Genomic DNA, 25,709 nt, shown 5'->3' with positions numbered 1-25,709 from the left:
GTTTAAAATATTGATTTTTTGTTATTGCTTTTTTTGAATAGAATTTACTGTTACTGTACTTTGTATAGGTGTATTAGTACCAATTTTATTTTCGTCTCCATAATAACCGTAGGCTTTTTGAGATGGAAAAATAAATTTAAAAGTTTCTCCGGCTTGCATTAATTTTAAACCTTCGCGTAAGCCAGAAAATAACTCTTCTTGGTCCATAGCATAATTTTTTGTTTTTAACGCTTCTGCGGAATAGATGGTAACACCATTTAAATTAGAGATATCATAATTAAAATTAACAATATCACCAAATGTTGCTTTAGGTGTATTTTCTTCTGAAGCTTTAAGAACTGCATACCAGAAACCGTTTTCTGAAGCCTTATAATTAAGTGTTGTATCTTGAGCAATAAGTGATTCTATTAAAACCTTTTCGTTTTGATAGAGTTGTTTATTTCTCTCGGCAGATTCTTTAATAAAAGAACCTGTTTTAGAAGATATAGGTTTTCTTGCTTCAGGTGTTGTTTTACAAGCAAAAGTTGTAAGTAATATTATTAAAAGGAAAATACCTTTATTCATTATTTAGGGCTTTACTATAGGTTGGTAATATACTAATAAATTTTTCAACTGTTGCTTCTAGAGATGTTGTGCTTTTTCCTCCAGCAGCATTAGTATGACCGCCACCTTCAAAATGAGCACGAGACATTTCGTTTACAGAAAAATCACCTTTAGATCGTAACGAAATTTTAATTATTCCTTGCTTTTTATCTTCTATAAAAATAGCTGCTAGAACCGTTTTATTAAGTGATAATGCATAGTTTACAAAACCTTCGGTATCTCCTTTTTTATAATCTAATTGTTGTAACTCGTCTTGCGATAATGTAATATATGCGGTATTATACTCTGGTAAAACTTTTAAATTACTAAGCGCACAACCTAATAATTGCATTCTATTAAACGAGTTTGTATCAAAAACATTGTTATGTATTTGTGTATTATCTGCACCTTTATCTATTAAGTCTGCAATTATACGGTGTGTTGTGCTTGTGGTAGATCTAAATCTAAAAGAGCCAGTATCTGTCATAATACCAACATATAAACACGTTGCAATATTTTTATCTACAGCATCTAAAGCTTCAAGTTTAGTTAAAAAGTGATAAACCATTTCGCAGGTAGAACTCATGCTAACATCGCTAAACATATATTTAGCATAATCATCGGGTTGTTGATGATGATCAATCATAATTTTAATTGCATCACTACGTTCTAAAACAGGTTCCATATTACCAGTTCTATGTAAAGCATTAAAATCTAGTGTAAAAATAATATCGGCATGGTTAATAATGTTTTCGCTTTCTTCGGTTTGCGTATCGTATTTTAAAATAGAATCCTCTTTTGGTAACCACTTTAAAAACTCAGGGTAATCGTTTGGAGCAACAATTACTGCATCGTGATTTAATTTTAATAGGTAGTGTAATAACCCTAATGTAGAACCAATGGCATCACCATCTGGATTTTTATGAGGAATAATTGCTATTTTTTTAGGCGTTGCTAATAGCGATTTTATATCTAATATATCTTGTGTTGTCATAGCGCACGAAGATACAATTTTTTAATATGAGAATGTATTGTTTTATTAAAGAAATACACTACTTTTGCACCTTAAAAAATTAATAAAATGGCAACAAATAGAACATTTACAATGCTTAAGCCTGATAGTGTAGAAAAAGGACACATTGGCGCAATTTTAGAAAAAATAAACGCTTCAGGTTTTAGAATCGTAGCAATGAAATTAACGCAAATGACTAAAGCAGATGCTGAAGCATTTTACGCAATTCACAACGAAAGACCTTTCTTTGGTGAATTAGTAGAGTACATGACACGCGGACCTATTGTAGCTGCTGTTTTAGAAAAAGAAAACGCAGTTGAAGATTTTAGAACTTTAATAGGTGCTACAAATCCTGCAGATGCTGCAGAAGGAACAATTAGAAAATTATACGCAGCTTCTATTGGAGAAAACGCTGTACACGGTAGTGATAGTGATGAAAATGCTGCTATCGAAAGTGCTTTTCATTTTTCAGGAAGAGAGATGTTTTAAGCATTTAATCGTAAAAAATATACACTTAAGCCTAATTTTAACACAATTAGGCTTTTTTTGTATTTGTCAATGAGTTACTTTAGCGACTCTAAAAAATTGACAATGAATACTTTAAAATCTGTAATTTACGTTCTTCTTCTATTTACATCAATAGCTTTTGCTCAAAACTCTCAAAGTGCAATAAGTAATTTAAAAAATAAAACAAACGCTACAATTACGCTTAATGCTCAATCTAAAATTCCAGAGTTTATAAAATTTCCAAATGCTTCAGCCTTAAAAATAAGTGGTACAACACTTGAAGATAAAGCGCTTCAATTTTTAAGTAATAATAAATCTGTTTTTAAACTTAATACTATTGAAAATGCATTTAAAATAAATAAACCAGAACACGATAATATTGGAAATTCACGTCTAGTTTTAAATCAAATACAAAATGGTGTACCAGTTTACGATGGTAAATTATTGTTTCATTTTAATTCTCAAGGAGATTTAACTGCTATAAATGGTAATTACATTCCGCAAATAAAAATTAATACTCAACCGTCAATAGATGCTGCTTCAGCAAAAGCAATTGCTATTCAGGAAATTATTAATCAAAACATTAATAATTCTGGAGAAACTTTGTTAGTTAAAACTAATACGTTATTTGTTTTTCAAAAAGGATTAGCCCAAGGTTATCAAGGTGCTAATTATTTAGTGTATCAAGTTGAAGTAACAAATGATTTAGATGTAAGAGAATTTATTTTTGTAAATGCACATAGTGGTGAAATTGTAGAACAATTTACGGGCATTGCCCATGCAATTGATAGAGTTGTTTACGAAAATAATACAAGTACAATTGCTTGGCAAGAAGGCGATGCTTTACCAGGAACTTTAACCATTTGGCAACGTAATGAAGTTGAAGCTTCTGGTCATGTATATAATTTTTTTAATAATGCATTTGGTTTTGCTTCTTACGATGGTGCAGATGCACAAATGCAAACAATAAATAATAACCCTAATATTAATTGCCCTAATGCAAGTTGGAATGGAGTAACAGCGAATTATTGCGATGGTACTGCTGCAGATGATGTTATTGCTCATGAATGGGGACACGCATATACACAATTTACCAGTGGATTAATTTACCAATGGCAATCTGGAGCAATTAATGAATCATATTCAGATATTTGGGGAGAAACGGTTGATCTTTTAAATAACTATGAAGATATTGATGACGATAACTCTTTAAGAACTAGTGGATGCGGTAGTAGTGATAGATGGCGTATTGCCGAAGATGCTACAGCATTTTCTGGCGCGATTAGAGACATGTGGGACCCAACGTGTAATGGTAATCCTGGAAAAGTGACAGATGCAGAATATTTATGTGGTACTGCAGATAATGGTGGTGTGCATATAAATTCTGGTGTTCCTAATCATGCATATGCGCTATTGGTTGATGGAGGCAGCTATAATGGACAAGTTATTTTAGGAATTGGTTTTACTAAGGCGGCACACATATTCTGGCGTGCACAAAGTCAATATTTAACAGCTACTAGCGACTTTGTAAATTTAGCCGATGCTTTAGAAGCTTCTGCAAACGATTTGTTAGGCGTTAATTTAGAAGGTTTATCTACAACAAACACACCTGCAGGACCATCTGGAGAAATTATAACTCCAGCAGATGTACAACAGGTAATAAATGCAATTTTAGCGGTAGAATTACGTGTAAATCCAGACGCTTGTGCTTATACACCTGTTTTAGTTGAAACTGCTCCATTATGTGATAACGCAAACAATAATCCTATATTTTTTGAAGATTGGGAAAATGGTATTGGTAATTGGACATTAAGTCAAGACCAAACAGCGGCGACTTGGACTGCTAGAGATTGGGAAATTGAAACTAGTCTGCCTAACGGAAGAACAGGAAGTGGTATTTATGCTATAAATGCACCCATTGGAGCGCCACAATATGGAGGTGATTGTGCTTCAGATTTCCAAAACGGAATTATGCGTTTGCAAAGTCCTGTAATTACTATGCCAGATTTTACAGATGGTAATTTTGAATTAGCATTTAATCATTACATTTCTATAGAGCCTAGCTGGGATGGCGGAAATATTAAAATGAGTATAAATGGTGGTGCTTGGGATATTATACCGTCTATAGCTTTTACAGCAAACCCATATAACGGTACGTTAAATGGACCAGGACAAAACGATAATCCTATGGCAGGAGAAAATGTGTTTACAGGAACCGATGAAGGTTCTAATAAAGGCAGTTGGGGAACAAGTATAATAGATTTAGGAAGTTTAGGAGTTTTGGCAAATGATACGATACAATTTAGATTTGAAATGGGAACCGATGGTTGTAATGGTCGAGAAGGTTGGTATCTTGATGAATTTAGAGTTTATAATTGCGCTTATGCATTATCAGTTTCAGAGTTTGAAAATCTAGAGAGTTATGTAACAGTATACCCAAACCCATCTAATGGTATTTTTACTTTACAAAATAAAAAGCCAACAGCACTTGTAAATGCTAAAGTTTACGATATAAACGGACGTTTAATTAAAACAATAAACCTTAGCAATATGGCTTCAGAAAAAATAATAGATTTAAGTGAATTTTCTTCAGGTTTATATTTTATGTCTGTAGCTTCAAAAACATCAACAACTGTAATTAAATTACTCAAGCAGTAAGTGAGGGAAAAAATATTTTAAAATAGAAAAGCCCACTCAAATGAGTGGGCTTTTGCTTAAAAAATTATGTAGTATATATTAAATAACTTTAACGTTAACTGCGTTTAATCCTTTTTTGCCTTCTTGTAAGTCGAATTCAACGTCATCGCCTTCACGAATCTCATCAATTATACCCGTAACATGTACAAAATGGTCTTTGTCTACACCTTCTTCTGTGATGAAACCAAATCCTTTAGTGTCATTGAAGAATTTTACTGTGCCTTTACTCATTGTAATAAATTTTAATATTAATTATTTAATTATAGGCAAAGATGATGCCATTAATTAACATGACCTATTTATTAGGATGTTATTATTAAAATGTTTTTAAAATTACCATAAAAAAAAGCTCACTATAAAATAGTGAGCTTAATTGTAATAAGGTAAATTGAATATATATAGATTATATAACTTTTACGTTTACTGCGTTCATACCTTTACGACCTTCTTGAAGATCGAATTCTACTGCATCTCCTTCACGAACTTCGTCGATTAAACCAGAGATGTGTACGAAATGGTCTTTGTCTGATCCTTCTTCAGTTATAAAACCGAAACCTTTAGAATCATTGAAAAATTTTACTGTGCCTTGAGCCATTTTAAAAAAAATTTAATTTATAATAAGTCCCAAAGATAGTATTTTAATTTAACAATTGTTTTTTTAAACCTTTTATTTTGAATAAGTAACAATTTGTTAACCTCTACCTAAGTATTATTTTTTTTATTAAGTCTTTTTCTAGTGCCTCATTAAGCATTTTTACAATTTTTTCTTTTCCGTAACTAAGTTCTTCTCTAAGTACGCTAGAGCTTAGTTGTACAAACAAAGTATCGTTTTTAAGTTCTATAGCAGTTGTATAATTATTAACACCATTTCCCATTAAATTAGCCCATGCTTCACGAACATTAACTTTATCTAAACCTTTTTCTAAATTATTTGTTTCTACAAAATCTTTTAAGGCATCAGAGATGTTTAGTAAATTGTTATTGCGTTTTGCCATCTTTAAGTAGGTCGTTTTTTAATTAATGTTTATTGGAGTAAAACGTTTATATGTATAGACTTTATTGTCTTTATTTACAATTTTAAGTTTTTCTTCGTTTGCTAATAATATGGTTTCTTTCCAGTTAGTGTATTGTGTAGAATAGTAAATGTTTAAACTGTCGTTTTCAATTTTCAAGTTTAAAGTCTCGATATTTTTAGACGTTTCATAACTACCACTATAATTTGGTGTCATTTTTTTTCTAAAACCTTTTAAACTGTCGTTTACTATAATATAGTCTATAGTTTGATTTATTGTATATTCTTTTTTAGTGCCATCTGGTAGTGTAACACTTTCAATTTCCCAATAACCATCTACGTGATCTATAAATGTTTCAGGAGAATTAGAGCAGTTTAATAGAACTAAAAATATTAAGCTAAAAATAATTTTTTTCATAATTATAGTTTAAAAATTTCATAAGATTGATGTACTTGTTTTACAGCATTCTCTGTACGTTCGGCATGCGTATCACTAATAAAAAGTTGTCCAAAATTTTCATCGTCAACAAGTTTTATTATTTGTGTTACACGTTCTTCATCTAACTTATCAAAAATATCGTCTAGTAAAAGTATAGGATTAACACCACTTTGTTGTTTTATAAAATCAAATTGTGCCAGTTTTAATGCAATTAAAAACGATTTTTGCTGTCCTTGACTTCCAAATTTTTTAATAGGATGCTCGTCTATATTAAAAAGCAAATCGTCTTTATGTACACCAACACTAGTATATTGTACGGCTTTATCTTTATTAATAACATTTTTTAAAAGTGACTCTAATTCATTATCAAAAAGATCACTTTTGTATACTAAATCTACTATTTCATTGCCGTTGCTAATGGCTTGATATTTAGATTTAAAAATAGGTATAAAAGTTTCTAAAAAACTATTTCTTTTGTTAAAAACCTCTGTTCCAAAAGTATGTAGTTGAGCATTGTAAATGTCAAGCGTATCTTGATTAAAAGTATTATTTAAAGCAAAATATTTTAGTAGGCTATTACGTTGCGCTAAAGCTTTATTGTATTTAATTAAATGTTCTAAATAAGATTTGTCGCTTTGTGATATAACACTATCTATAAATTTACGTCGGGTATCACTACCTTCTGTAATTAAATCACGATCGGCTGGAGAAATAATTACCAATGGTAAAAAACCAATATGCTCACTAAATTTCTCGTAAGCTTTTGCATTACGCTTTATAACTTTCTTTTGTCCGCGTTTTAAGCTAACAACAATTTTTTCAGATTTATTTTCTTTATTATATTCTCCATTTACAACAAAAAAATCTTCATCATGTTTAATGTTTTGAGAGGCAATTGGATTAAAATAACTTTTACCAAAAGACAAATGATAAATAGCATCTAAAACATTTGTTTTACCCACGCCATTGTTGCCTACCAGACAATTTATGGTATCGTTAAACTCGAAAGTTTTACTGTCGAAATTCTTATAATTAAGTAATGAAAGAGACTTTAAAATCATAGATAAGGCTCAAAATTGAGGGAATACTAAAAGTGTAATTAAAATAGGTTGTGCAAAATAACAAATAAATAAACTTTTATATATGAAGAAAAATTTTATTTTTGCCACGCATAAATAAACTATACATGGCAACTTACAAGAAAAGAGGTTATAAACCAAAAACGGAAAAAGAAAAAGAAGTTATTGATCATGACTTAGGAGAAAACTCAACAACAGCTGAGGTTTTTGATACCTTAGATGAGACCGCTTCTAAAACCGAAGATTTTGTAGCCGCAAATCAAAAATATATATTTATAATCATTGGAGCAGTAGCTGTATTTGTTTTAGGATACTTAGGTTACAAAGAGTTTGTTACAAAACCAGCTCAAATTGAAGCAATGAACGAAATGTATCATGCGCAAAAACAATTTAATGATGCAGCTAACGGTATCTCTAGTGATTCGTTATATAACGTAGCATTAAATGGCAGCGAAGGTAAATTTGGTATGCTTGATATTATGGATGAGTATAGCGGTACACCAGCAGCGAACTTAGCTAAGTACTATGCAGGTATGGCTTACTTAAATCTTAAAGATTATAAAAATGCAGTAGCAATGTTAGATGGTTACAAAGCCGAAGACGAAGCAACAGGACCATTAGCAAAAGGAGCAATTGGAGACGCCTTTGTACAATTAAACCAAAACGAAGACGCGCTTAAATATTATATTGAAGCAGCTAAAATGCGTGATAACGAATTTACAGCACCAACATACTACTACAAAGCAGGAACATTAGCTTTAGAATTAGGAAAAGCAAAAGAAGCTTTAGGATACTTTAATACAATTAAAGAGAAATATCCAAACGCAACAGAAGCTAGCTCTGTAGATGTGTTTATAGGAAAAGCACAAGCGATGTCAAAATAAAAAATACCGCTTTCGCGGAAAGACTTTATGGCAACAGTAAATAATAATTTATCAGAATACGATAAAACATCAATCCCAAACGCGAGTAACTATCGGTTTGGGATTGTTGTTTCAGAATGGAACGAACACATAACCGAAGGTTTATATAAAGGTGCTTTTGAAACGTTAATAGAAAATAACGTAGCAAAAGAAAATATTATACGTTGGGATGTTCCTGGAAGCTACGAACTTATTTATGGTAGCAAAAAAATGCAGCAACAAAATGTAGATGCAGTAATCGCAATAGGATCTGTAATACAAGGTGAAACCAAACATTTCGATTTTGTTTGCGAAGGTGTATCTCAAGGTATAAAAGATTTAAATGTACTGCATGATGTGCCTGTTATTTTTTGTGTTTTAACAGATAATAATGAGCAACAAGCCATAGAACGTTCTGGCGGAATACACGGTAATAAAGGAACCGAAGCCGCAGTTGCAGCCATAAAAATGGCATTTCTAAACAAGCAGTAATTCGGTTCTTTTTTTAGCTAAAAGCCACGCATTTTATAACACTTTACTACTTAAAGTTTTAAAGTTAAATTTTACTTGTAGTATTATTTACTTCACAATTATACTTTAAAAACATGTGTTTGTTAACAATTTTTAGCACATGAGAGTCTAAACTCTGCTGTATTTTAAGTATTTTTGAGTGTATTTCAACGAGTAAAAATCACGATGCTTAAACCACAAAAAAAGAGACAGTTTAATTACAAACCAAGATTTTCAGAATCTCAAAAAGAAACTGAAAACTCATCGGTAAAAAAAGCATTTGAAAACAAACGTAAACCCAAGGCAAGTACATTGCCTATACTGTTGGTAATTTTAGGCTTGGTTATTGCATTAATGTATTACTTAGACGTTAAATTAAGATAAGGATTATGGGAATTATACCAAGTAAGAAAAATAAACGCTACAGTTATACACCACGATATTATAAAGGTGAAGGTAGCCCGTTTGAAATGAAGCATAAGTTTGATGACTATAGAACTACAGTAGGTTCTAATGGAGGCATTAAACAACGGTTTACATCTGCCTGGGATGAGTTTAGAAACTCACCAGATAAAGCAGTAAATAGGCGCGTGCTTATTATTATTTTAATTTTATTTTTTCTTTTTTTATTCTTTATAGATTTCGACCTGTCTATATTCTTATAATTATTTATGGCAGATATTATTCAACTGTTACCAGATCATGTAGCAAATCAAATAGCAGCAGGAGAAGTTGTGCAAAGACCAGCATCTGTTGTTAAAGAGCTTTTAGAAAACGCTATAGATGCAGGAGCAACACATATTAAACTCATTTTAAAAGACGCTGGTAAAACCTTAATTCAAGTAATTGATAACGGTAAAGGTATGAGCGTTACAGATGCTAGATTAAGTTTTGAACGTCATGCAACCTCAAAAATAAAATCGGCAGACGATTTATTTCAGCTTAATACAAAAGGGTTTCGTGGCGAGGCTTTAGCAAGTATTGCCGCAATTGCGCATGTAGAATTAAAAACAAAACAAGAGCAAGACGAAGTTGGTACTTGCATTGTAATAGAAGGTAGTGAAGTACAATCTCAAGACGTTGTTGTTACGCCCAAAGGCACTTCTTTATCTGTAAAAAACTTGTTTTTTAATATACCAGCTAGACGTAACTTTTTAAAATCTAATCCTGTAGAGACACGACATATTATAGATGAGTTTCATCGTGTAGCATTAGCACATCCATCAATTGGATTTGTAATGTATCACAACGGAAGTGAAGTTTTTAATTTACCAGTAAGTAATTATAGACAACGTATTGTAAATATTTTTGGAGCAAAAACAAACGAAAAGTTAGTTCCAGTAGAAGAAGATACCGAAGTTCTTAAAATTTCTGGATTTGTAGGAAAACCAGAATTCGCAAAAAAAACACGTGGAGAGCAATTCTTTTTCGTGAATGATCGTTTTATAAAAAGCGCTTATTTAAATCACGCAATAGGTTCTGCTTTCGATGGTTTATTAAAAGATGGAGCACATGCCAGTTATTTTTTAAACCTAACTGTAAACCCGCAAACAATAGATATAAATATTCATCCAACAAAAACTGAAATTAAGTTTGATGATGAGCATACGCTATATGCTATTTTACGCTCGGCAGTAAAACACAGTTTGGGCCAATTTAATATTGCTCCAGTTTTAGATTTTGAACGTGATGCAAATTTAGATACACCGTATAGTTACCAACAAAAAGGAACACCAAGTGTTACTGTAGATAGTAATTTTAATCCTTTTGCCGAAGAGAAAACAGTTAGTAACACATCGAGTACAGCAAGCAGTAGTAATACAAGTTTTAAAAAAACTCCAGCAGCTAATTGGGAAAGTTTATATGTAGGTTTAGAGAGTAAAGGCAATAATATACAGCAGGATTTTAGCGAAGTACATTTTGAAAGTGAACAGCAAAACGCTTCAATTTTTGAAGATAAAAAAATAGAGCAGAAGCAAAGTACCTATCAATTTCATAATAAATATGTTGTAAGTACAATAAAATCGGGCTTACTATTAATAGATCAAAATAGAGCACACCAGCGTGTTTTATATGAAGATTTTTTAAAGCATATTACAGTAAAAGAAGGTATGAGCCAACAATTACTGTTTCCTTTAGAACTTCATTTTTCACCACAAGAAATTGAAATTATAAAGCAATTACAAAGCGATTTAGAACATACAGGATTTGTTTTTCAAAAAATAGAAAAAGAACACGTTGAAATCACTGGAGTTCCAGTAATGGTTCCAGAAAGTGAAGTCTCTATTATTTTAGAGCAGCTAATAAGCGATGTAGAAAATGAAGTGCCAGATAGTAATTTTAGTGCTACAGATTTATTAGCAAAATCTATGGCAAAAAGTCTGGCAATAAAAACAGGACAAAGTTTAACGGCAGTAGAGCAAGAACATTTAGTAAATTCTTTATTTGCCTGTAAAGCACCAAGTGTATCACCAACAAACAGAACTACTTTTGTAACGATGACTGTTGATGAATTGGATAAGAAATTTGTATAAAACTGAAATAAATTCAGCTTAAAATTATGATGAAGATAACAGATACAGTAAAGCATTTAATAATAATTAATGTTATTTTCTGGATTGCAGCAATAAGCATTGGTACATATGGAGAAACACTTGGCAATTTGTTTGCAATGCATTTTCCGTTAAACGATACATTTAAGCCTTGGCAAATTATAACGCATATGTTTATGCACGCTACCTATAGTGGCAATCCTCCAACAATAACTATTATGCATATATTGTTTAATATGTTTGCATTATGGATGTTTGGTTCTGTAGTAGAATATAAATTGGGATGGAAACGTTTTCTGTTTTTATATTTTATGGCAGGATTAGGAGCGGTAGCATTACAAACAGGATTTACATATTTTACTTTTAATTTAGATTTTTCTACATTAACAAATGCAGGCTTTGATTCTAATCAAATTTTAGAAACTTTAAATTCTGGTTATAGAATGCGAGATATGCGTTGGGATGCTATTTTAGGCGCAGAGGATTTAAGTCGTTTTTTAAGCGATTTTAATACGCCAATGGTTGGAGCTTCTGGTTGTATTATGGGTGTTTTAGTTGCTTTTGGAATGTTAAATCCTAATGCAGAATTAATGCTTATATTTTTACCAATACCTATAAAAGCAAAATATTTTATTCCAGGAATTATAGCGTTAGACGTTATTTCTGCTTTTACTGGAGCTTCATTTTTTAGCCCAAGTAACACAGCTTTCATGGCACACATTGGTGGCGCTTTAACAGGATTTCTTATTATGTTATTTTGGAAAAGAAAACAATTAAATAATTTTCAGCAGTATTAATGAGTACAATAAATGATTTAAAATATAGGTATGCAAAGCTTAATGTACTTGAAAAATTAATAGCATTAAATGTTATTATTTTTATAGTCGCTTTAATTTTAAAAAGCACAGTACCACAAGTTTTAAAATACTTCGCTTTACCACCAGATTTTTTTAATGCGTTATTACAACCATGGTCTATTATAACTTACGCTTTTTTGCACTATAAAGTGCTTCATTTAGCGTTTAACATGCTTTGGTTATGGTTTTGCTCTAGAATGTTTTTAAATCTATTTAGCTCTAAAATGGCTTTAAATATTTATTTTCTTGGTGCTATTTCTGGCGGATTAACATTTTTATTATTTTATAATGTGTTTCCAACCTTTTTCTCAAATTCATTTTTCCCATTAGTAGGAGCAAGTGCTGCCGTAAGAGCTTTATTTATTTTCTTATGTGCTTATATGCCAAATAATGATTTAAGGTTTTTTAGTTTTAATATAAAACTATGGCATGTTGGAGCAGTATTAATAGGTTTTGATATTTTAGGAGTCTTTGGTTCTAATGGTGGCGGTAATTTAGCACATTTAGGAGGTGCTTTATTAGGTTATATTTATGCTAAACAACTTGGTAAAGGCAAAGATATTGGTAAAGGTTTTGAGCGCAGTGCAGATGCTTTTACTAGTTGGTTTAAAGCTGGAAAAAAAAGCAAGCTTAAAACAGTATATAAAGATAAAACTAAAGTAGGCGGATATACTAAAGGAGAATTTAGTGAGTTAAATAAACAAAAGCAAATAGACGTTATTCTAGATAAAATAAGTAAAAGTGGTTACGATAGTTTAACAGAAAAAGAAAAAGATTTCTTGTTTAGAGCAGGTAAATAAATATGAAGCGACTAAGGTTTTTTGAAAAAATAATTTTCTTCTTCAACTCTGTTGCGGCTTTTGCTCTTTTATTATCATACATATTACCGTTTTTACCTCCTAAAACTTTTGCAGCACTTTCTGTTTTAAGTTTAGGTGTTCCGTTTTTAATACTCTTAAATGTTGTATTTTTTATCTACTGGTTGGTTAAAGTAAAAAAGCAGCTATTATTATCATTACTTATTTTAATAGTTGGTTATATGTATTTTGGCTCTATTTATAAGTTTTCTGAAAGTAAAACAATAGAGAATAAAGACAACTTATCTATAATGAATTTTAATGTAAGATTGTTTAATCTTTACAAATGGATTCCTGAAGATAATATAGAAAACAAATTAGTTGAATTTGTAAAAAAAGAGTCTCCAGATATTTTAGCACTTCAAGAATATCACCCACGTGAAACTGTAGATTTTTCATTTTATAAATATAAATATGAAAAACTTTCGGGTAAAAAAGTTAAACTTGGTCAAGCTATATTTTCTAAATATCCAATTGTAAACTCTGGTTCAATTGCGTTTCCTAATACAGCTAATAATGCCATTTTTGCAGATGTAGTAAAAGGAAATGATACTGTTAGAGTTTATAATATTCACTTACAATCCCTACGTATTGACACTAGAGTAGAGCAGTTAACCACTCAAGACTCTGAAAAACTTTTTGATGGTGTTGGGCAAACTTTTAAAATGCAACAGTTTCAAACCGAGTTGTTTTTACTTCATAAAAGGCAATGCAAGTATAAAATGATTGTTAGTGGAGATTTTAATAATACAGCTTTGTCTTATGTTTATAAAGAAATTAAAGGAGATTTAGTAGATACATTTAAAGCTGCCGGAAACGGCTTTGGAAGAACTTATAATTTTAAGTTTTTTCCTATGCGAATAGACTTTATTTTAACACATCCAGATTTTAAAATTAATAGTTTTAAAACTTACGATGTTGAATACTCAGATCATTACCCAATAATGACTAAAGTAAGTTTTTAAAGTTTTAGTTTTTAGTTACAAACTCATCATCCAACAATCTACAGTATCTGCAATTATATGTATAATTAAGGCTAAACCTATAAGTCTTGTTTTTTTAGGGAGCACTAATGCAGCATATAATGGTATTAGGTAGTAGCTATGTAAAACATGAAAACCTATACTGCAACGGTTAGCTTGAAAAATGGGTGTTGCCAGTAAATGATCAAGATCTATTAAAATACCCAAAAACATAATTAAATACGCTTTTTTCCACTGTTGTTTAAAAAATAAACGTGCAACAAATAAGGGAACTATAAAGTGAATACCATAATGTATAATTGGTTGTAACATTAAGGTAACTTTTGAGATTCTAAAAAGTTAAGTGTATTTGGGCCTTGGTTAAAAAGTAAGTCTAAAATACTTAAATTATTAATATAGCCATGTTTAGCTTCAAATACCTGTGTGTAGGTTTCTATGTTAAAAACTGGTTCTTTTTTTGCATTTACTAGACCTCGATAGTCTTTTAAATTATTTGGTGTATGCTCAAAAGCTTCAGTTTTTTTTAATGTGATTTCAAGTTGTATGCAATCGCAAATTGTTTCAAAACATTTTAAATTAAAAGCCATTAATGTTTCAAAAGGTTCTTTAAAAAGTGGTTCTAATTCATCACAATAAAATTCAAAAAAAGGAGAAGTTCTGTATGCAGATTCTAAAGATTTCCAATGGTTTAATTGCCATTGGTAATTGTTAGCTATTTGTACTTCGCTGTATTTTTTTCTGTTTTTTTGAGAATATATAACAGGTATATTTAACTGTAGTTTTCCATTTGCAGCATATATATAATATCTGTTTCTATAGGTTTGCTTTTGAAAATTATCATGCATCTCTATTGTAACGCTTTCCGCTTTAGCTATAGCAATACAAGTTGCTATGGTTGGAAAGCATGTAGGATGAATTAAAATATGCATAGCTATTATAAAAAACGGTTTACACTTTATTTAAGCCTTTTGTTTGCGTTTTTTAAACTTGTTATAGCCAATTAAACCTCCTATTAATAATAGCACAGGAATTAGTAACGATACAGGTTTACCATCGCCATGTACGGTTGTAAAAAGCCTGTTCCAGCGTATTTTATTAATACCGCTAGCGTTAGAGTCCCAACTCATCCATACCATTACAGGTTTTCCTACAACATGGTCAAAAGGTACAAATCCCCAATAACGTGAGTCTATAGAGTTTTGTCTGTTATCTCCCATCATCCAATAATAATTTTGTTTAAAGGTGTAGCTTGTAGCTACTTGATCATTAATTAAAATTTGATTACCTCTTGTAGTTACCTTATTGTCTTCGTATTCACTAATTACACGTTTGTAAAGTGGTAATACATTAATGTCTAATTTTATTGTTTTTCCAGCTTCAGGAATATAAATAGGACCAAAATTATCTGACGTAAAATTATATTCTGAGTCATGAGGAAATAATCGGGTTCCAGAGCTTTTAGAGATGTCTTTTTCAACTAATTCTATTGCTGGATCTTTGGCTACTTGTGCGGCTAATTCTTCGGTCATGTTAGCCATGTATTTCGTTTCTGCAATACTCATTTTTAAACGGTTAAAAACAGTTTGAGTAAGTGCACCGGCTACTTGAGTATTTAATGAGTCTCTAGAGATTTCTATTAAATCTACATTTGCGTTTTGCTCTAAAGCTTGTTTTACTTCTGGGTTGTCCCAATACTCGTTAGAAATGCTGTAGGTTTCGTAACCTCTATCTTCTGTAATGCCATATTTGCTTCTAAAGTTGTTAATAGGCATTGTTGTTTTTATATTATAAAAAAACTGCAGTTTAGCACGTTCTGGCAATACATTTCGTTTTCCGTTAATGTAAACAACACCATCTCTTAATTCTAGAGAATCTCCTGCAATACCAACGCAACGTTTTACTAAGTTTGTTTTTTTATCTATTGGTTTGTAGTAGTTTCTGTCTGGTGTAAAGTCATTCATATCCAATAATGTATCTGCTGGTTGATTGAATACAACTATTTCGTTACGTTCAATTTTTTCGAAACCAGGTATACGTAAATATGGTAACTGTAATTTATTTAAAAGAGATGTTTTTCTATTTTCGTATTTATCGCTAAACAAGTAAGACTTTTGTTTTGTAAGCGGAATTGAATCGTGTACCATTGGTAATGCTACAGTTGTCATTGGTACTCTGGCACCATAATGAAATTTACTTACAAATAAGAAATCACCAACTAATAAAGATTTTTCTAAAGAAGATGAAGGAATAACAAATGGCTGAATAAAATAAGTGTGTACAATGGTTGCGGCAACAACAGCAAATAGTATAGAGCTTACCCAATCTCCAGCACCTGTTCTTGGCATTAAACTTCTATCTTCAATATATATTACATCTTTAGCTGCGTAGTTTAAATAGAAATTATAGAAACCAAGTGTTATAATTGCTAAAAATGTATCAAGATTAGAGTTTTTACCAAAACTTCTTGCTGTTTCAACCCAAACAACTGGAAACATAATTAGGTTTACAATTGGTAAAAATAAAAGAATGGTCCACCACCATGGACGTCTAATAATTTTCATTAAAATAACAGCATTATAAACAGGAACAAAAGCTTCCCATGCTTGCCTGCCTGCTTTAATGTATAATTTCCATGTTGCTAAGCCATGAATAACTTGTATAACAAAGAAAAATATAATCCATTGTGTACCGTTCATAATCTATTTTTTAAAATATTTTCTATTAGTAGTTTTATTAAAACTAATGTTACATTTTTTTTATTGACCTATATTTAATACGTCTTTCATTGTAAAGATACCTTTTTTACCAATAATCCACTCTGCAGCAATAACTGCTCCTAAAGCAAAGCCTTGTCTGCTGTGTGCTGTATGCTCGATTGTAATGGTATCTACTTCGCTAGTATAATTAATTGTGTGTGTTCCAGGAACATTTTCTATGCGTTTTGCTGTAATTGGTAAAACACTTTTAGCGTCTCCATCTAATTCCCAATTGTTATAATCTTTATGGTTTTCTACAATATCATTAGCTAAAGAAATAGCGGTTCCGCTAGGTGCATCTAGTTTTTGTGTATGGTGAATTTCTTCAATATCTACATTGTAATCTGCCAAATTAGACATCATTTTAGCTAATGTTCTATTAAGTTCGAAGAAAATATTTACACCTAAACTAAAATTTGAAGCGTAAATAAATGCACCATTTTTTTCTTGGCAAAGTGTTTCAATGGTATTAAAATCGTCAAGCCAACCTGTAGTTCCAGAAATTACTGGAATGTTATTATTTAATGCTTGAGAAATATTATTTACTGCTGCAGATGGAATACTAAAATCTATAGCTACATCTGCATTTTTTAATTCTTGACTAGGTGATGTAGACGTTTTTAAAACAATTTCGTGGCCTCGATGTATTGCAATGGTTTCAATTGTTTTTCCCATTTTACCATAGCCAAGTAAAGCAATTTTCATGTGTAGATTTTTTTATTTCTGTATTAAATATACTATTAGTGATACAGAATATCTTATTACTTTAGTTTAATTAAAATTGTATTAAATTAAAGTATATTAAGTTTAATTTATTTTAAAATTTAGCGTTAAGCCAAAATTTCCTGTTTTGTCTATTTCGTTTATTTCATAATGCGGTTTTAATGATAAATCTTCATCTACATTAAATTGAAGCAAGTGTGCATCTACGTTCGCATCTATAATATTTAAGGCATATAAACCTACTGTAATTAATAAAGATAATTCTTTATTTCTTCTAAAGGTTTTTTGTCTTTCTAAAAGGCCATCATCTGTTAATCTACCTTGAAACTCATCATCTGTAAAACCTGCTAAACGACGTTTGTAAGCGTCTCTGGTTCTATTGTAATTTTTATTATTTGTGGTATAAAAATATATTCCTGCACCAAGAGCTCCATAAACAATTGGTATTTTCCAGTATTTTTTATTGTAAGCTTGTCCTAATCCTGGTAATACGGCAGAATAGAAGGCTGCTTTTGCAGGAGAAAGCGGGTTTATAGGCTTGCGTAACTGCGTGCTATCAATTTCGGTTTTTAAATCACCAAGCTTCTCGGTGTCTTGTTTTGTTTTAGGTTGGTTTTCTTGAGCCAAAGCAGGAAAACTTAAGGCTAAAACAAAGCAGAAAAATAATATGAATTTATTTAGCACGTTGCACTAACTTTTTTATACGGTTAAAATCTTCTTCAGAATGAAAAGGAATTGTAATTTTTCCTTTACCATTGTTAGAGATTTTAACGTCTATTTTATGTCCAAAGTATTCTGAAAACTCTTTTATGCCTTTTTTAACAAACTTCGGCATTTCTGTTTCAACAGGTTTTTTTGGAACTTCTACTTCACTTGTTGCATTAAAGTTTTTAACTAAAGCTTCTGTTTCTCTAACCGATAGTTTATTAGATAATATTTTTTCGTAAATATCTAATTGTACTGTTTGGTCTTCAATATTAATTATTGCTCTACCATGACCCATAGATAAAAAGCCGTCTCTCATACCTGTTTGTATGATTGGGTCTAATTTTAATAGACGTAAATAGTTTGCAATTGTTGAACGTTTTTTACCAACACGCTCACTCATTTGCTCTTGAGTTAAATTAATCTCGTCTATTAAGCGTTGGTATGATAATGCAATTTCTATAGGGTCTAAATCTTGACGTTGTATATTTTCTACAAGTGCCATTTCTAGACTTTCCTGGTCGTTTGCAATACGTATGTATGCTGGAATTGTTTCTAAGCCAATAAGCGTAGAGGCGCGAAAACGACGTTCTCCAGATACTAATTGGTATTTATCATAGCCTAATTTTCTTACCGTAATTGGTTGTATAACTCCAAGTTCTTTAATAGAAGAGGCTAACTCGCGTAGAGATTCTTCGTTAAAGTTTGTTCTTGGTTGAAATGGATTCATTTCTATAGCAGATAATTCTAATTCTATAATATTACCTACTACTTTGTCTGCATTTTTATCTTCTGCAGATTGTATATCGTTACTTGGGTCTTTTAATAAAGCCGAAAGTCCTCTACCTAAAGCCTGTTTCTTTGTTGCCTTCGCCATGTTTAGGAGTTTTTATTTATTATTTCTTTTGCTAAACTTAAATAGTTTGCTGCACCTTTACTTGATGCATCATAATTTATAATGTTTTCGCCGTAACTTGGTGCTTCACTTAATTTAACGTTACGTTGTATTATGGTTTCAAAAACCATATCGTTAAAATGTTTTTGAACTTCTTCAACAACTTGATTAGATAAACGCAATCTAGAATCGTACATAGTTAAAAGTAAACCTTCAATATCTAATGCCGAATTGTGTATTTTTTGAACACTTTTTATAGTGTTTAATAATTTCCCTAAACCTTCAAGTGCAAAATATTCGCATTGAATAGGAATAATAACAGCATCTGCTGCTGTTAAAGCATTTAAAGTTAGCAAGCCTAAAGATGGAGCGCAATCTATTAAGATGTAATCATAGTCATCTTTTATAGCTTCTAAAGCCCTTTTCATCATGTATTCACGTTGATCCTTATCTACTAATTCTATTTCAATAGCAACTAAGTCTATGTGAGCCGGAATGATATCTAAATTAGGAGTATTAGTACTTATAATAGCATCTTTTGCGCTATTAGTATGTTCTAAAAGTTGATAGGTACCAATTTCTACAGCTTCAACATCCAGGCCTAAACCAGATGTAGAATTTGCTTGTGGATCTGCATCTATAAGTAATACTTTTTTTTCAAGAACACCTAAAGAAGCTGCTAAGTTTACAGATGTAGTTGTTTTTCCAACTCCTCCTTTTTGATTGGCAATGGCGATTATTTTACCCATTAAATGATTTGGTTTTATTAGGGAATTTAATATTTAAAGTCCAGCGTAAAAATACAATTATTTATGGGTTTTAAAAATGGAAGTTGTTAACAGTTGGTAAAATAAATAAAGCAGCTATTTCTAGCTGCTTTGTTAACGTATTAATTATAAAGCTTTTTATGCTTTTTCAGGATTATGAATACCTAAAATATAACCATTGGTTAAGTATTTTTTAGCTATAGTTTGTAAAAATTCTTTAGTTAAGTTATTTACATCATCTTCAAACGTAAAAATTCTTTTAGCATCTTTGTCTTGATAGTCTGCATTTTTAAGCAAATTCATCCAAAAACGATTTTGTTTTAGCTGTTCTTTTCTTTCTAAAAGTTGTGCTTCTTTTACCTTTGCGAGGTCTTTTTCTGTTGGGCCGTTTTTTATTAGCTTGTCTACTTCTGCTAAAGCAGCATTTTTAAGTTTTTCAACATTTTCTGGACCGCATGGAAAGCTTATGTTAAAATTAAACCAACCATAAGGCATTTTACTAATGCTTCCTCTTGCTCCAGCACCATAAACGCCACCTTCTTCTTCTCTTAATTTTTCGACTAATTTTATGGTTAAAATTTCTCCTAAACTTGTAAGTGCATGAGCTTCTTTAGCATTGTACGTTGTTGGACCGTGATAGGTTATTCTAACTGAACTTTTTTCGTCGGTTCCTTTTTCTACAATTTTTGTGTGTTGTCCTGTAAGTGGTCTAAAATCTGTAACTATATATTTTTCGTTACTATTATTTGTTGGTAAACTGGCTAAGTATTTTTCTGAAAATGCTTTAATTTTAGCTTCGTCTATATTACCTACAAAGTAAAATTTAAAATCTCCAGCATCTGCAAAACGTTCTTTGTATTTTTTATATGCCAAGTCGTAATCTGCTGCGTCAAACGCTTCTGGTGTTGGAAATCCCATGTATCTTGGACTTTTTCCATACATAAATTTACCCATTTCTATAGAGAAGAATGTTTGCGGATTTGATAACATATTACCAATAAATGCTTTTTGTTTATTGATATATGAGTTGTATGCTTTCTCGTCTTTATTTAATGCTGTAAAATATAAATGCGTTAACTGAAATAATTCTTCAAGATCTTTTGGTGTAGATGAACCTCTAAAATTCTCGCTATAAGTACCAATGCTTGGTCTAACATTTACAATTTTACCAGATAACATTTTGCTTAATTGCGTTTTGTCGAAACCGTTTACTCCAGCTTCAGCTAAACCTCCATTAGCAAAATTTGTGGCTTTATAGTCTGCATCTGTGTATAATGAATTACCGCCAAAGCTAAAGGCTTCAAACATAATTTCATCATTTTTAAAATCTGTTTTCTTATAAGTTACTGTTGCTCCATTACTAAGTGTAAGAGTAGTAGTGCCTAATTTTTCATCTTTAACAGTATTTGTAATACTACCTTTTGGAGGAAGTTTAGAAATTAAAGAAGAAGCGACAGCTTCGTCTTCGTAAGGTTTTATATCTGCATCTTTTAATCCGTTTAATAATGTTTTTACCTGTGCTTCTGTAACCTTTTCTAAGCCTTCTTTTTCTGGTCCTGTAATTACAATAACTCTATTATCGTCTCTTAAGTAGTTTTTAATTAAACTATTAACTTCTTCTAAGGTAATGTTTGGTAGTTCGTTTTTATACATATTGTATTCCCAGGTAATACCAGGCATTACTTCTCCTTCAAGAAAATGTCTAATGTACTCTCCAATAATTCTGTTAGATTCCATTTTGTCTTTATCTTTAAAAGACTTTTCCATGCTGGCTAACATTCTTTTTTTAGCTCTTTCAAATTCGCCTTGTTGAAATCCATAACGTTTAACACGTTCGTTTTCTTCTAAAAGCGCTTTTAATGCTTTTAATTGGTCTGTTTCACTCGTCATTGCAAAAGATTGGTATGCGTTTTTTGTTCGTGCCCAAGTACCGCCATAAAAGCTAGAGCCAAATACAAACGGAGGATTTTCGCTATTTCTTAATTCTCCTAGTCTTGTATTAATCATTTGTGAAAACAAGCTTTTTGCCATAGATTTTCTATAATCTTCTACCGTTTCTTCAACTTTAGCATTGTTTGAGTCTTTAAACATGACTTGTACTTGAGAGAAAGAGGCTTCTTTGTCAGACTCTATAGCAACAAATGTTTCATCATGATTTGGTACATAAAAAACATCTCTTTTTCTTGGGCTTTTAGCAGGAGCAATACGTCCAAAATGTGTTTTTATTTTTTCTTCTAATGTGGCAACATCAACATCTCCTACAGCCATAACAGACATTAAATCTGGTCTGTACCAATCTTTATAAAAGCGTCTTAAACTTTCGTAAGTAAAATTTTCTATACTTTCTTGGGTTCCAATAGGTAATCTTTTTGCGTACTGCGACCCATACATTAGTTTAGGTAAGTAGCGTTGCATCATGCGTTCGTTTGCGCCTTTACCTAGCCTTAATTCTTCTAAAACAACACCTCGTTCGTTATCAATTTCTTCTTCGGTTAATAGTGCATTATGTGCCCAATCTTCTAAAATTTGAAATCCTTTTTCTAGTTTTTCAGGATCTTCACTAGGTATTGGTAAAATGTATACAGTTTCATCAAAACTTGTGTAGGCATTTAAATGCGCACCAAATTTTACACCTATGCTTTGTAGATAATCTACTAATTCATTTTTTTTAAAATTCTTGGTTCCGTTAAAATTCATGTGCTCCATAAAGTGAGCTAAACCTAGTTGGTCTTTATCTTCTAAAATAGAACCGGCATTAATAACTAAGCGCAGTTCTACTTTGTTTTCTGGCTTGCCATTATTTTTTATGTAGTATGTAAGTCCATTGCTTAAAACACCTGTTTTTACTTCTGGGTTAAAAGGGACTTTTTGTGAAGTTTGTAAAGTTTTGGTTGGCTTTTCCTGAGCTTTTGATACTGTAGAAAATAGCATAATGGATGTGGTAATTAGTGTTGTAAACACTAACTTCCTGAATTTTGATACATTCATGAATTGTTTGTTTTGTTTGATTAATAGTTTATTAAGTTAATAATTTAAGCAGATTAAGTTTTTGTTTTGATAAAATTTTAACATTTTATGTAAGAAATTTAAATTTTAAGTTAATTTCTGCCTTAGGCATAACAATTGCTAAAAAATGAGTGTAGTAGAGTTAAAAATAATTTGTTACTTTAACATATATGCAAAATATAAACAGAACAATGAAGCAACTTAAGCAAGTTTTAATATTGGTTATTATTTTTTTTAGTGTAAACCTCATATTTGCTCAAGAAATTATAGCTGAAGCAGGTAGTTACGGTATCGATAATAAAAATAAAATTATTGTTTGGCATATTAAGGATTTAGATTCTATTAATGCTGAAAATAAAAGTATTAGCCAAGTTAAGTTTAATACTGTTTTAAAGTTTGAAAACGTGGTAAAAACATTGTCTTATGCTGAAGCATATAGTGTTAACAATGGGCGTGATTATACACTTTATATTACAAAATTGCCTGTAGTACAAGTTACTATAGACGACCCTAAAATAAACCGAAACAATAAAATCCCAGGTTATTTTTGTTATTATAATGCTGGTGAACATATTAAAAGCACAATGGGTGTGAGACATCGTGGAAATTTGTCACTAACATTTGCGAAAAAATCTTTTGATATAGAGTTTTGGAATGATAGTATTACTAAACAGAAAAAAGATTTGAAATTTAAAGGACTAAGGTCTGATGATGACTGGATTCTTGATGGTATGTTTAATGAGCCTTTACGTTTACGATCTCATATTTCGGCTAAATTATGGACTAAAGTTCATGAGCCTTATTACTCTAAGCTAGAACCAAAAGCTAAAAGCGGAATTGATATTGCTTATGTAGAGTTATTTAAAAATGATGAGTATTACGGTTTGTATCAATTTTCAGAATCTATAGACAGAAAACAATTACAATTAAAAGAAAACGAAGGTAAAAATATACACGGCGAATTATTTAAAGCCAACTCGTATAAAGGTGGACCAGACTTTACAAAATCTCCAAAATACAATAACCTCTTTCCACATTGGAATGGTTGGAGGATTGAGTATCCTTTTATAGATTATAAAGCCGAATGGAAAGATTTAGCTAAGTTTCAAGATTTAGTGGTTAATGGTAGTGATGATTTGTTTAAAAATACAATTGAAAATAATGTGCATATTGAAAATGTAATTGATTACTATATTTTTATAAATGTAGTTAGAGCAACAGATAATCTTGGAAAAAATTACTATTTAGCTAAATATAATACTGGTGAACCTTACTTTTTTGTAGCCTGGGATTTAGACGGAGTAATGGGAATTATACAAGATGGTAAGCAGGAAAAATATAGAAAAGATATTTTAGGAAATGGGCTGTTTAATAGGTTATTGGAACTAAACCCTAATGACTATAAAACCAAAGTAAAATCACGATGGAATGCTTTAAAAACAAATGAATATAGTTATGAAACTTTATTAGCAAAAGTAGATAAGCTTTATAATGAATTTACTAAAAATAAAATTTATGAGCGTGAACAATTAGTATGGCAAAATAAATTAAACGAAGTCTCTAATAAAGAACATTATGAGTATTTAAAGCAATGGTTGGAGGATAGACTTAATATTTTAGATAACTATTTTAATAGCCTATAATTATTGCTGTAATAATGTTTTATTTGCTTTATCGTCAATAATATATTCTATACCATTTTCAATAAGTAAGCCTTTTGTATCTCCAGAGAATTTTTGGTAACCGTGATGCACATCGGTTCTAATAATTTTTCCACTAAAATCAGTAGAAATTTCATTTACAGGAGTATGACCAATAACTATTTTTTTAACATCGTAATATCTTAAAATAGCATCAAGCTCTTCTTTTTTAATTCTGTCGTATTGAAACCTTGTTTTTACTAAACCACGATACCAAAAAGGACCTTTTGGGCTATATAAAAAATTAAGTGTTTTGTTTTTGGGTTTTTTAATGGTATCAAACCTTAAACGAATAAGATTATTTATATCACTTAAACTTAATTCGTAATCTAGTATTTCTGGACTAAGTCCTGCATGTACAAATAAATATTCTCCAATTTTTTCTGCAACATTTTTGGTGGCTAACCATTTTCCAAGTTCAGAATGTTGGGAGTAAAGGTGTTTAAGTGCTTCTTTTTTATTTTTTAATTGACTTATTTCTTGAGCAATTTTTATGTATTTACCTTGATTATATCTATAATCACCATGAAAATTTAATATTTCATGATTCCCTAAAATAAAATGAATCATTCCACCATGTTTTTTGGCTTGATATTCTAGTTTATAAATTAACCACAATACTTGGGTTACATTTATACCGCGATCTACAAAATCACCACCTAAAACTAAATGGCCATCTTTAAAAATCCAATTGTGATTTTCATCGATTATTTTATTTGCAAACAAAAAACCAGCGAAGCCATTATAATTTCCTTCAATATCTGATATTACAACCATTTTCTTTGGTAGCTCATAATTTGTATCGGGTACAAAATACTCTGGCTGTAATGCTACAAAAAAGGTGTTAAAATCTTTATTGTCTGTTTCAACAAGTATTGAGTCTTTAATTGTTAGTGGAGAAACTATAAGTTTATTTTCTCTGTTAACTCTATATAAAGTGTCTTTAATTATATAAGGTCCATCAACGCCATTAAATAAAATGGTTTTTTTTTGTTTATTTTTTATTGTCGAGTTATGGTTTTCTACTGTATTTTTTATTGCAGTAGAATCTTTGGTAATAGTTTGTTGCCCAAAGCTAAAAAACGAAAAAAAGCATAACCATAAACATCTTAAAATTGTAAAGTAGTGTTTATGTTTTATGCTTTTCATAGTTTATTATTATATAATA

The 25,709-nt window shown here is 30.8% G+C and carries 27 protein-coding genes; 11 read left to right on the top strand and 16 right to left on the bottom strand.

Features of this window, described 5'->3' with window-relative positions; all coding sequences use genetic code 11:
- Positions 1-21 precede the first annotated feature (21 nt).
- Both gldI and BM549_RS05945 read right to left on the bottom strand, forming a co-directional pair.
- Positions 22-564 carry a gliding motility-associated peptidyl-prolyl isomerase GldI gene (gldI, locus tag BM549_RS05950; protein WP_290469426.1) on the bottom strand — a complete coding sequence of 181 codons (543 nt, stop codon included), beginning with the start codon at positions 562-564 and terminating at the stop codon, positions 22-24.
- Entirely contained in the window at positions 557-1,576 is a 1,020-nt protein-coding gene (locus tag BM549_RS05945; RefSeq protein ID WP_290469425.1) for a bifunctional oligoribonuclease/PAP phosphatase NrnA, read from the bottom strand. Before BM549_RS05945 ends, gldI begins: the two co-directional genes overlap by 8 nt.
- A gap of 87 nt (positions 1,577-1,663) precedes the next feature.
- Here BM549_RS05945 and BM549_RS05940 point away from each other — a divergent pair, with 87 nt between their 5' ends.
- A complete protein-coding gene (locus BM549_RS05940; RefSeq protein WP_013870483.1) occupies positions 1,664-2,083 on the top strand; it encodes a nucleoside-diphosphate kinase in 420 nt (139 codons plus the stop codon).
- Positions 2,084-2,185: 102 nt separating this feature from the next.
- Complete coding sequence (locus BM549_RS05935) at positions 2,186-4,759, top strand: M4 family metallopeptidase (RefSeq protein WP_290469424.1); 2,574 nt, start codon at positions 2,186-2,188, stop codon at positions 4,757-4,759.
- 78 nt (positions 4,760-4,837) lie between these two features.
- On the opposite strand, the gene BM549_RS05930 is transcribed toward BM549_RS05935, so the two are convergent.
- The 5 genes from BM549_RS05930 to BM549_RS05910 form a co-directional block, all read right to left on the bottom strand.
- Complete coding sequence (locus BM549_RS05930) at positions 4,838-5,029, bottom strand: cold shock domain-containing protein (RefSeq protein WP_013870485.1); 192 nt, start codon at positions 5,027-5,029, stop codon at positions 4,838-4,840.
- 172 nt (positions 5,030-5,201) lie between these two features.
- Positions 5,202-5,393, bottom strand: coding sequence for a cold-shock protein (locus tag BM549_RS05925; protein WP_013870486.1), 192 nt, complete (start codon positions 5,391-5,393; stop codon positions 5,202-5,204).
- Positions 5,394-5,496: 103 nt separating this feature from the next.
- Complete coding sequence (locus BM549_RS05920; protein WP_013870487.1) at positions 5,497-5,793, bottom strand: DUF721 domain-containing protein; 297 nt, start codon at positions 5,791-5,793, stop codon at positions 5,497-5,499.
- A gap of 18 nt (positions 5,794-5,811) precedes the next feature.
- Positions 5,812-6,228 (bottom strand): hypothetical protein, encoded by a 417-nt coding sequence (locus tag BM549_RS05915; RefSeq protein ID WP_290469423.1) that lies wholly within the window; start codon positions 6,226-6,228, stop codon positions 5,812-5,814.
- A gap of 2 nt (positions 6,229-6,230) precedes the next feature.
- Positions 6,231-7,310 (bottom strand): DNA replication/repair protein RecF, encoded by a 1,080-nt coding sequence (locus BM549_RS05910; RefSeq protein WP_290469422.1) that lies wholly within the window; start codon positions 7,308-7,310, stop codon positions 6,231-6,233.
- Between the two features lie 125 nt (positions 7,311-7,435).
- On the opposite strand from BM549_RS05910, the gene BM549_RS05905 reads away from it, so the two are divergent.
- The 8 genes from BM549_RS05905 (at position 7,436) to BM549_RS05870 (ending at position 13,971) form a co-directional block, all read left to right on the top strand.
- Positions 7,436-8,212, top strand: a complete 777-nt coding sequence (locus BM549_RS05905) for a tetratricopeptide repeat protein (protein ID WP_013870490.1) — start codon at positions 7,436-7,438, stop codon at positions 8,210-8,212.
- A 27-nt stretch (positions 8,213-8,239) separates the two neighbouring features.
- The gene (ribH, locus tag BM549_RS05900; RefSeq protein ID WP_013870491.1) at positions 8,240-8,722 is read left to right on the top strand and encodes a 6,7-dimethyl-8-ribityllumazine synthase; all 483 of its coding nucleotides are present in this window, start codon (positions 8,240-8,242) and stop codon (positions 8,720-8,722) included.
- A gap of 204 nt (positions 8,723-8,926) precedes the next feature.
- Positions 8,927-9,124, top strand: coding sequence for a hypothetical protein (locus tag BM549_RS05895; protein ID WP_013870492.1), 198 nt, complete (start codon positions 8,927-8,929; stop codon positions 9,122-9,124).
- A 5-nt stretch (positions 9,125-9,129) separates the two neighbouring features.
- Complete coding sequence (locus tag BM549_RS05890; RefSeq protein ID WP_013870493.1) at positions 9,130-9,405, top strand: hypothetical protein; 276 nt, start codon at positions 9,130-9,132, stop codon at positions 9,403-9,405.
- Positions 9,406-9,411: 6 nt separating this feature from the next.
- Positions 9,412-11,274 carry a DNA mismatch repair endonuclease MutL gene (gene mutL, locus BM549_RS05885; RefSeq protein WP_290469421.1) on the top strand — a complete coding sequence of 621 codons (1,863 nt, stop codon included), beginning with the start codon at positions 9,412-9,414 and terminating at the stop codon, positions 11,272-11,274.
- Positions 11,275-11,300: 26 nt separating this feature from the next.
- Positions 11,301-12,089 (top strand): rhomboid family intramembrane serine protease, encoded by a 789-nt coding sequence (locus tag BM549_RS05880; RefSeq protein ID WP_041301446.1) that lies wholly within the window; start codon positions 11,301-11,303, stop codon positions 12,087-12,089.
- Positions 12,089-12,949: a rhomboid family intramembrane serine protease gene (locus tag BM549_RS05875; RefSeq protein ID WP_013870496.1), complete on the top strand. Its 861-nt coding sequence runs from the start codon at positions 12,089-12,091 to the stop codon at positions 12,947-12,949. Before BM549_RS05880 ends, BM549_RS05875 begins: the two co-directional genes overlap by 1 nt.
- Positions 12,950-12,951: 2 nt before the next feature.
- Positions 12,952-13,971 carry an endonuclease/exonuclease/phosphatase family protein gene (locus tag BM549_RS05870; protein WP_290469420.1) on the top strand — a complete coding sequence of 340 codons (1,020 nt, stop codon included), beginning with the start codon at positions 12,952-12,954 and terminating at the stop codon, positions 13,969-13,971.
- A gap of 15 nt (positions 13,972-13,986) precedes the next feature.
- Here the strand turns inward: BM549_RS05870 and BM549_RS05865 are convergent, their stop codons facing one another.
- From BM549_RS05865 to BM549_RS05830, 8 genes are all read right to left on the bottom strand, one after another.
- Entirely contained in the window at positions 13,987-14,301 is a 315-nt protein-coding gene (locus BM549_RS05865) for a DUF6122 family protein (protein ID WP_290469419.1), read from the bottom strand.
- Entirely contained in the window at positions 14,301-14,918 is a 618-nt protein-coding gene (locus BM549_RS05860; protein WP_290469418.1) for a WbqC family protein, read from the bottom strand. Before BM549_RS05860 ends, BM549_RS05865 begins: the two co-directional genes overlap by 1 nt.
- Positions 14,919-14,948: 30 nt before the next feature.
- Positions 14,949-16,685, bottom strand: coding sequence for a signal peptidase I (gene lepB / locus BM549_RS05855; RefSeq protein WP_290469417.1), 1,737 nt, complete (start codon positions 16,683-16,685; stop codon positions 14,949-14,951).
- 60 nt (positions 16,686-16,745) lie between these two features.
- Positions 16,746-17,450, bottom strand: coding sequence for a 4-hydroxy-tetrahydrodipicolinate reductase (dapB, locus tag BM549_RS05850; RefSeq protein WP_290469416.1), 705 nt, complete (start codon positions 17,448-17,450; stop codon positions 16,746-16,748).
- Between the two features lie 102 nt (positions 17,451-17,552).
- Positions 17,553-18,152: a DUF5683 domain-containing protein gene (locus BM549_RS05845; protein WP_290469415.1), complete on the bottom strand. Its 600-nt coding sequence runs from the start codon at positions 18,150-18,152 to the stop codon at positions 17,553-17,555.
- Entirely contained in the window at positions 18,142-19,050 is a 909-nt protein-coding gene (locus BM549_RS05840) for a ParB/RepB/Spo0J family partition protein (protein ID WP_290469414.1), read from the bottom strand. Before BM549_RS05840 ends, BM549_RS05845 begins: the two co-directional genes overlap by 11 nt.
- 2 nt (positions 19,051-19,052) lie before the next feature.
- Positions 19,053-19,817: an AAA family ATPase gene (locus BM549_RS05835; protein WP_013870504.1), complete on the bottom strand. Its 765-nt coding sequence runs from the start codon at positions 19,815-19,817 to the stop codon at positions 19,053-19,055.
- 156 nt (positions 19,818-19,973) lie between these two features.
- On the bottom strand, positions 19,974-22,823 hold the full coding sequence (locus BM549_RS05830; protein ID WP_290469413.1) for a pitrilysin family protein: 2,850 nt from the start codon (positions 22,821-22,823) through the stop codon (positions 19,974-19,976).
- A 209-nt stretch (positions 22,824-23,032) separates the two neighbouring features.
- On the opposite strand from BM549_RS05830, the gene BM549_RS05825 reads away from it, so the two are divergent.
- Positions 23,033-24,484, top strand: a complete 1,452-nt coding sequence (locus BM549_RS05825; protein WP_290469412.1) for a CotH kinase family protein — start codon at positions 23,033-23,035, stop codon at positions 24,482-24,484.
- Here BM549_RS05825 and BM549_RS05820 read toward each other — a convergent pair whose 3' ends face one another.
- Positions 24,485-25,690 (bottom strand): metallophosphoesterase, encoded by a 1,206-nt coding sequence (locus BM549_RS05820; RefSeq protein WP_290469411.1) that lies wholly within the window; start codon positions 25,688-25,690, stop codon positions 24,485-24,487.
- Positions 25,691-25,709: the final 19 nt, after the last annotated feature.

Source organism: Lacinutrix sp. MedPE-SW (assembly GCF_001874145.1).
Lineage (GTDB): Bacteria > Bacteroidota > Bacteroidia > Flavobacteriales > Flavobacteriaceae > Lacinutrix.
This window is presented reverse-complemented; position numbering and strand designations above follow the sequence as displayed.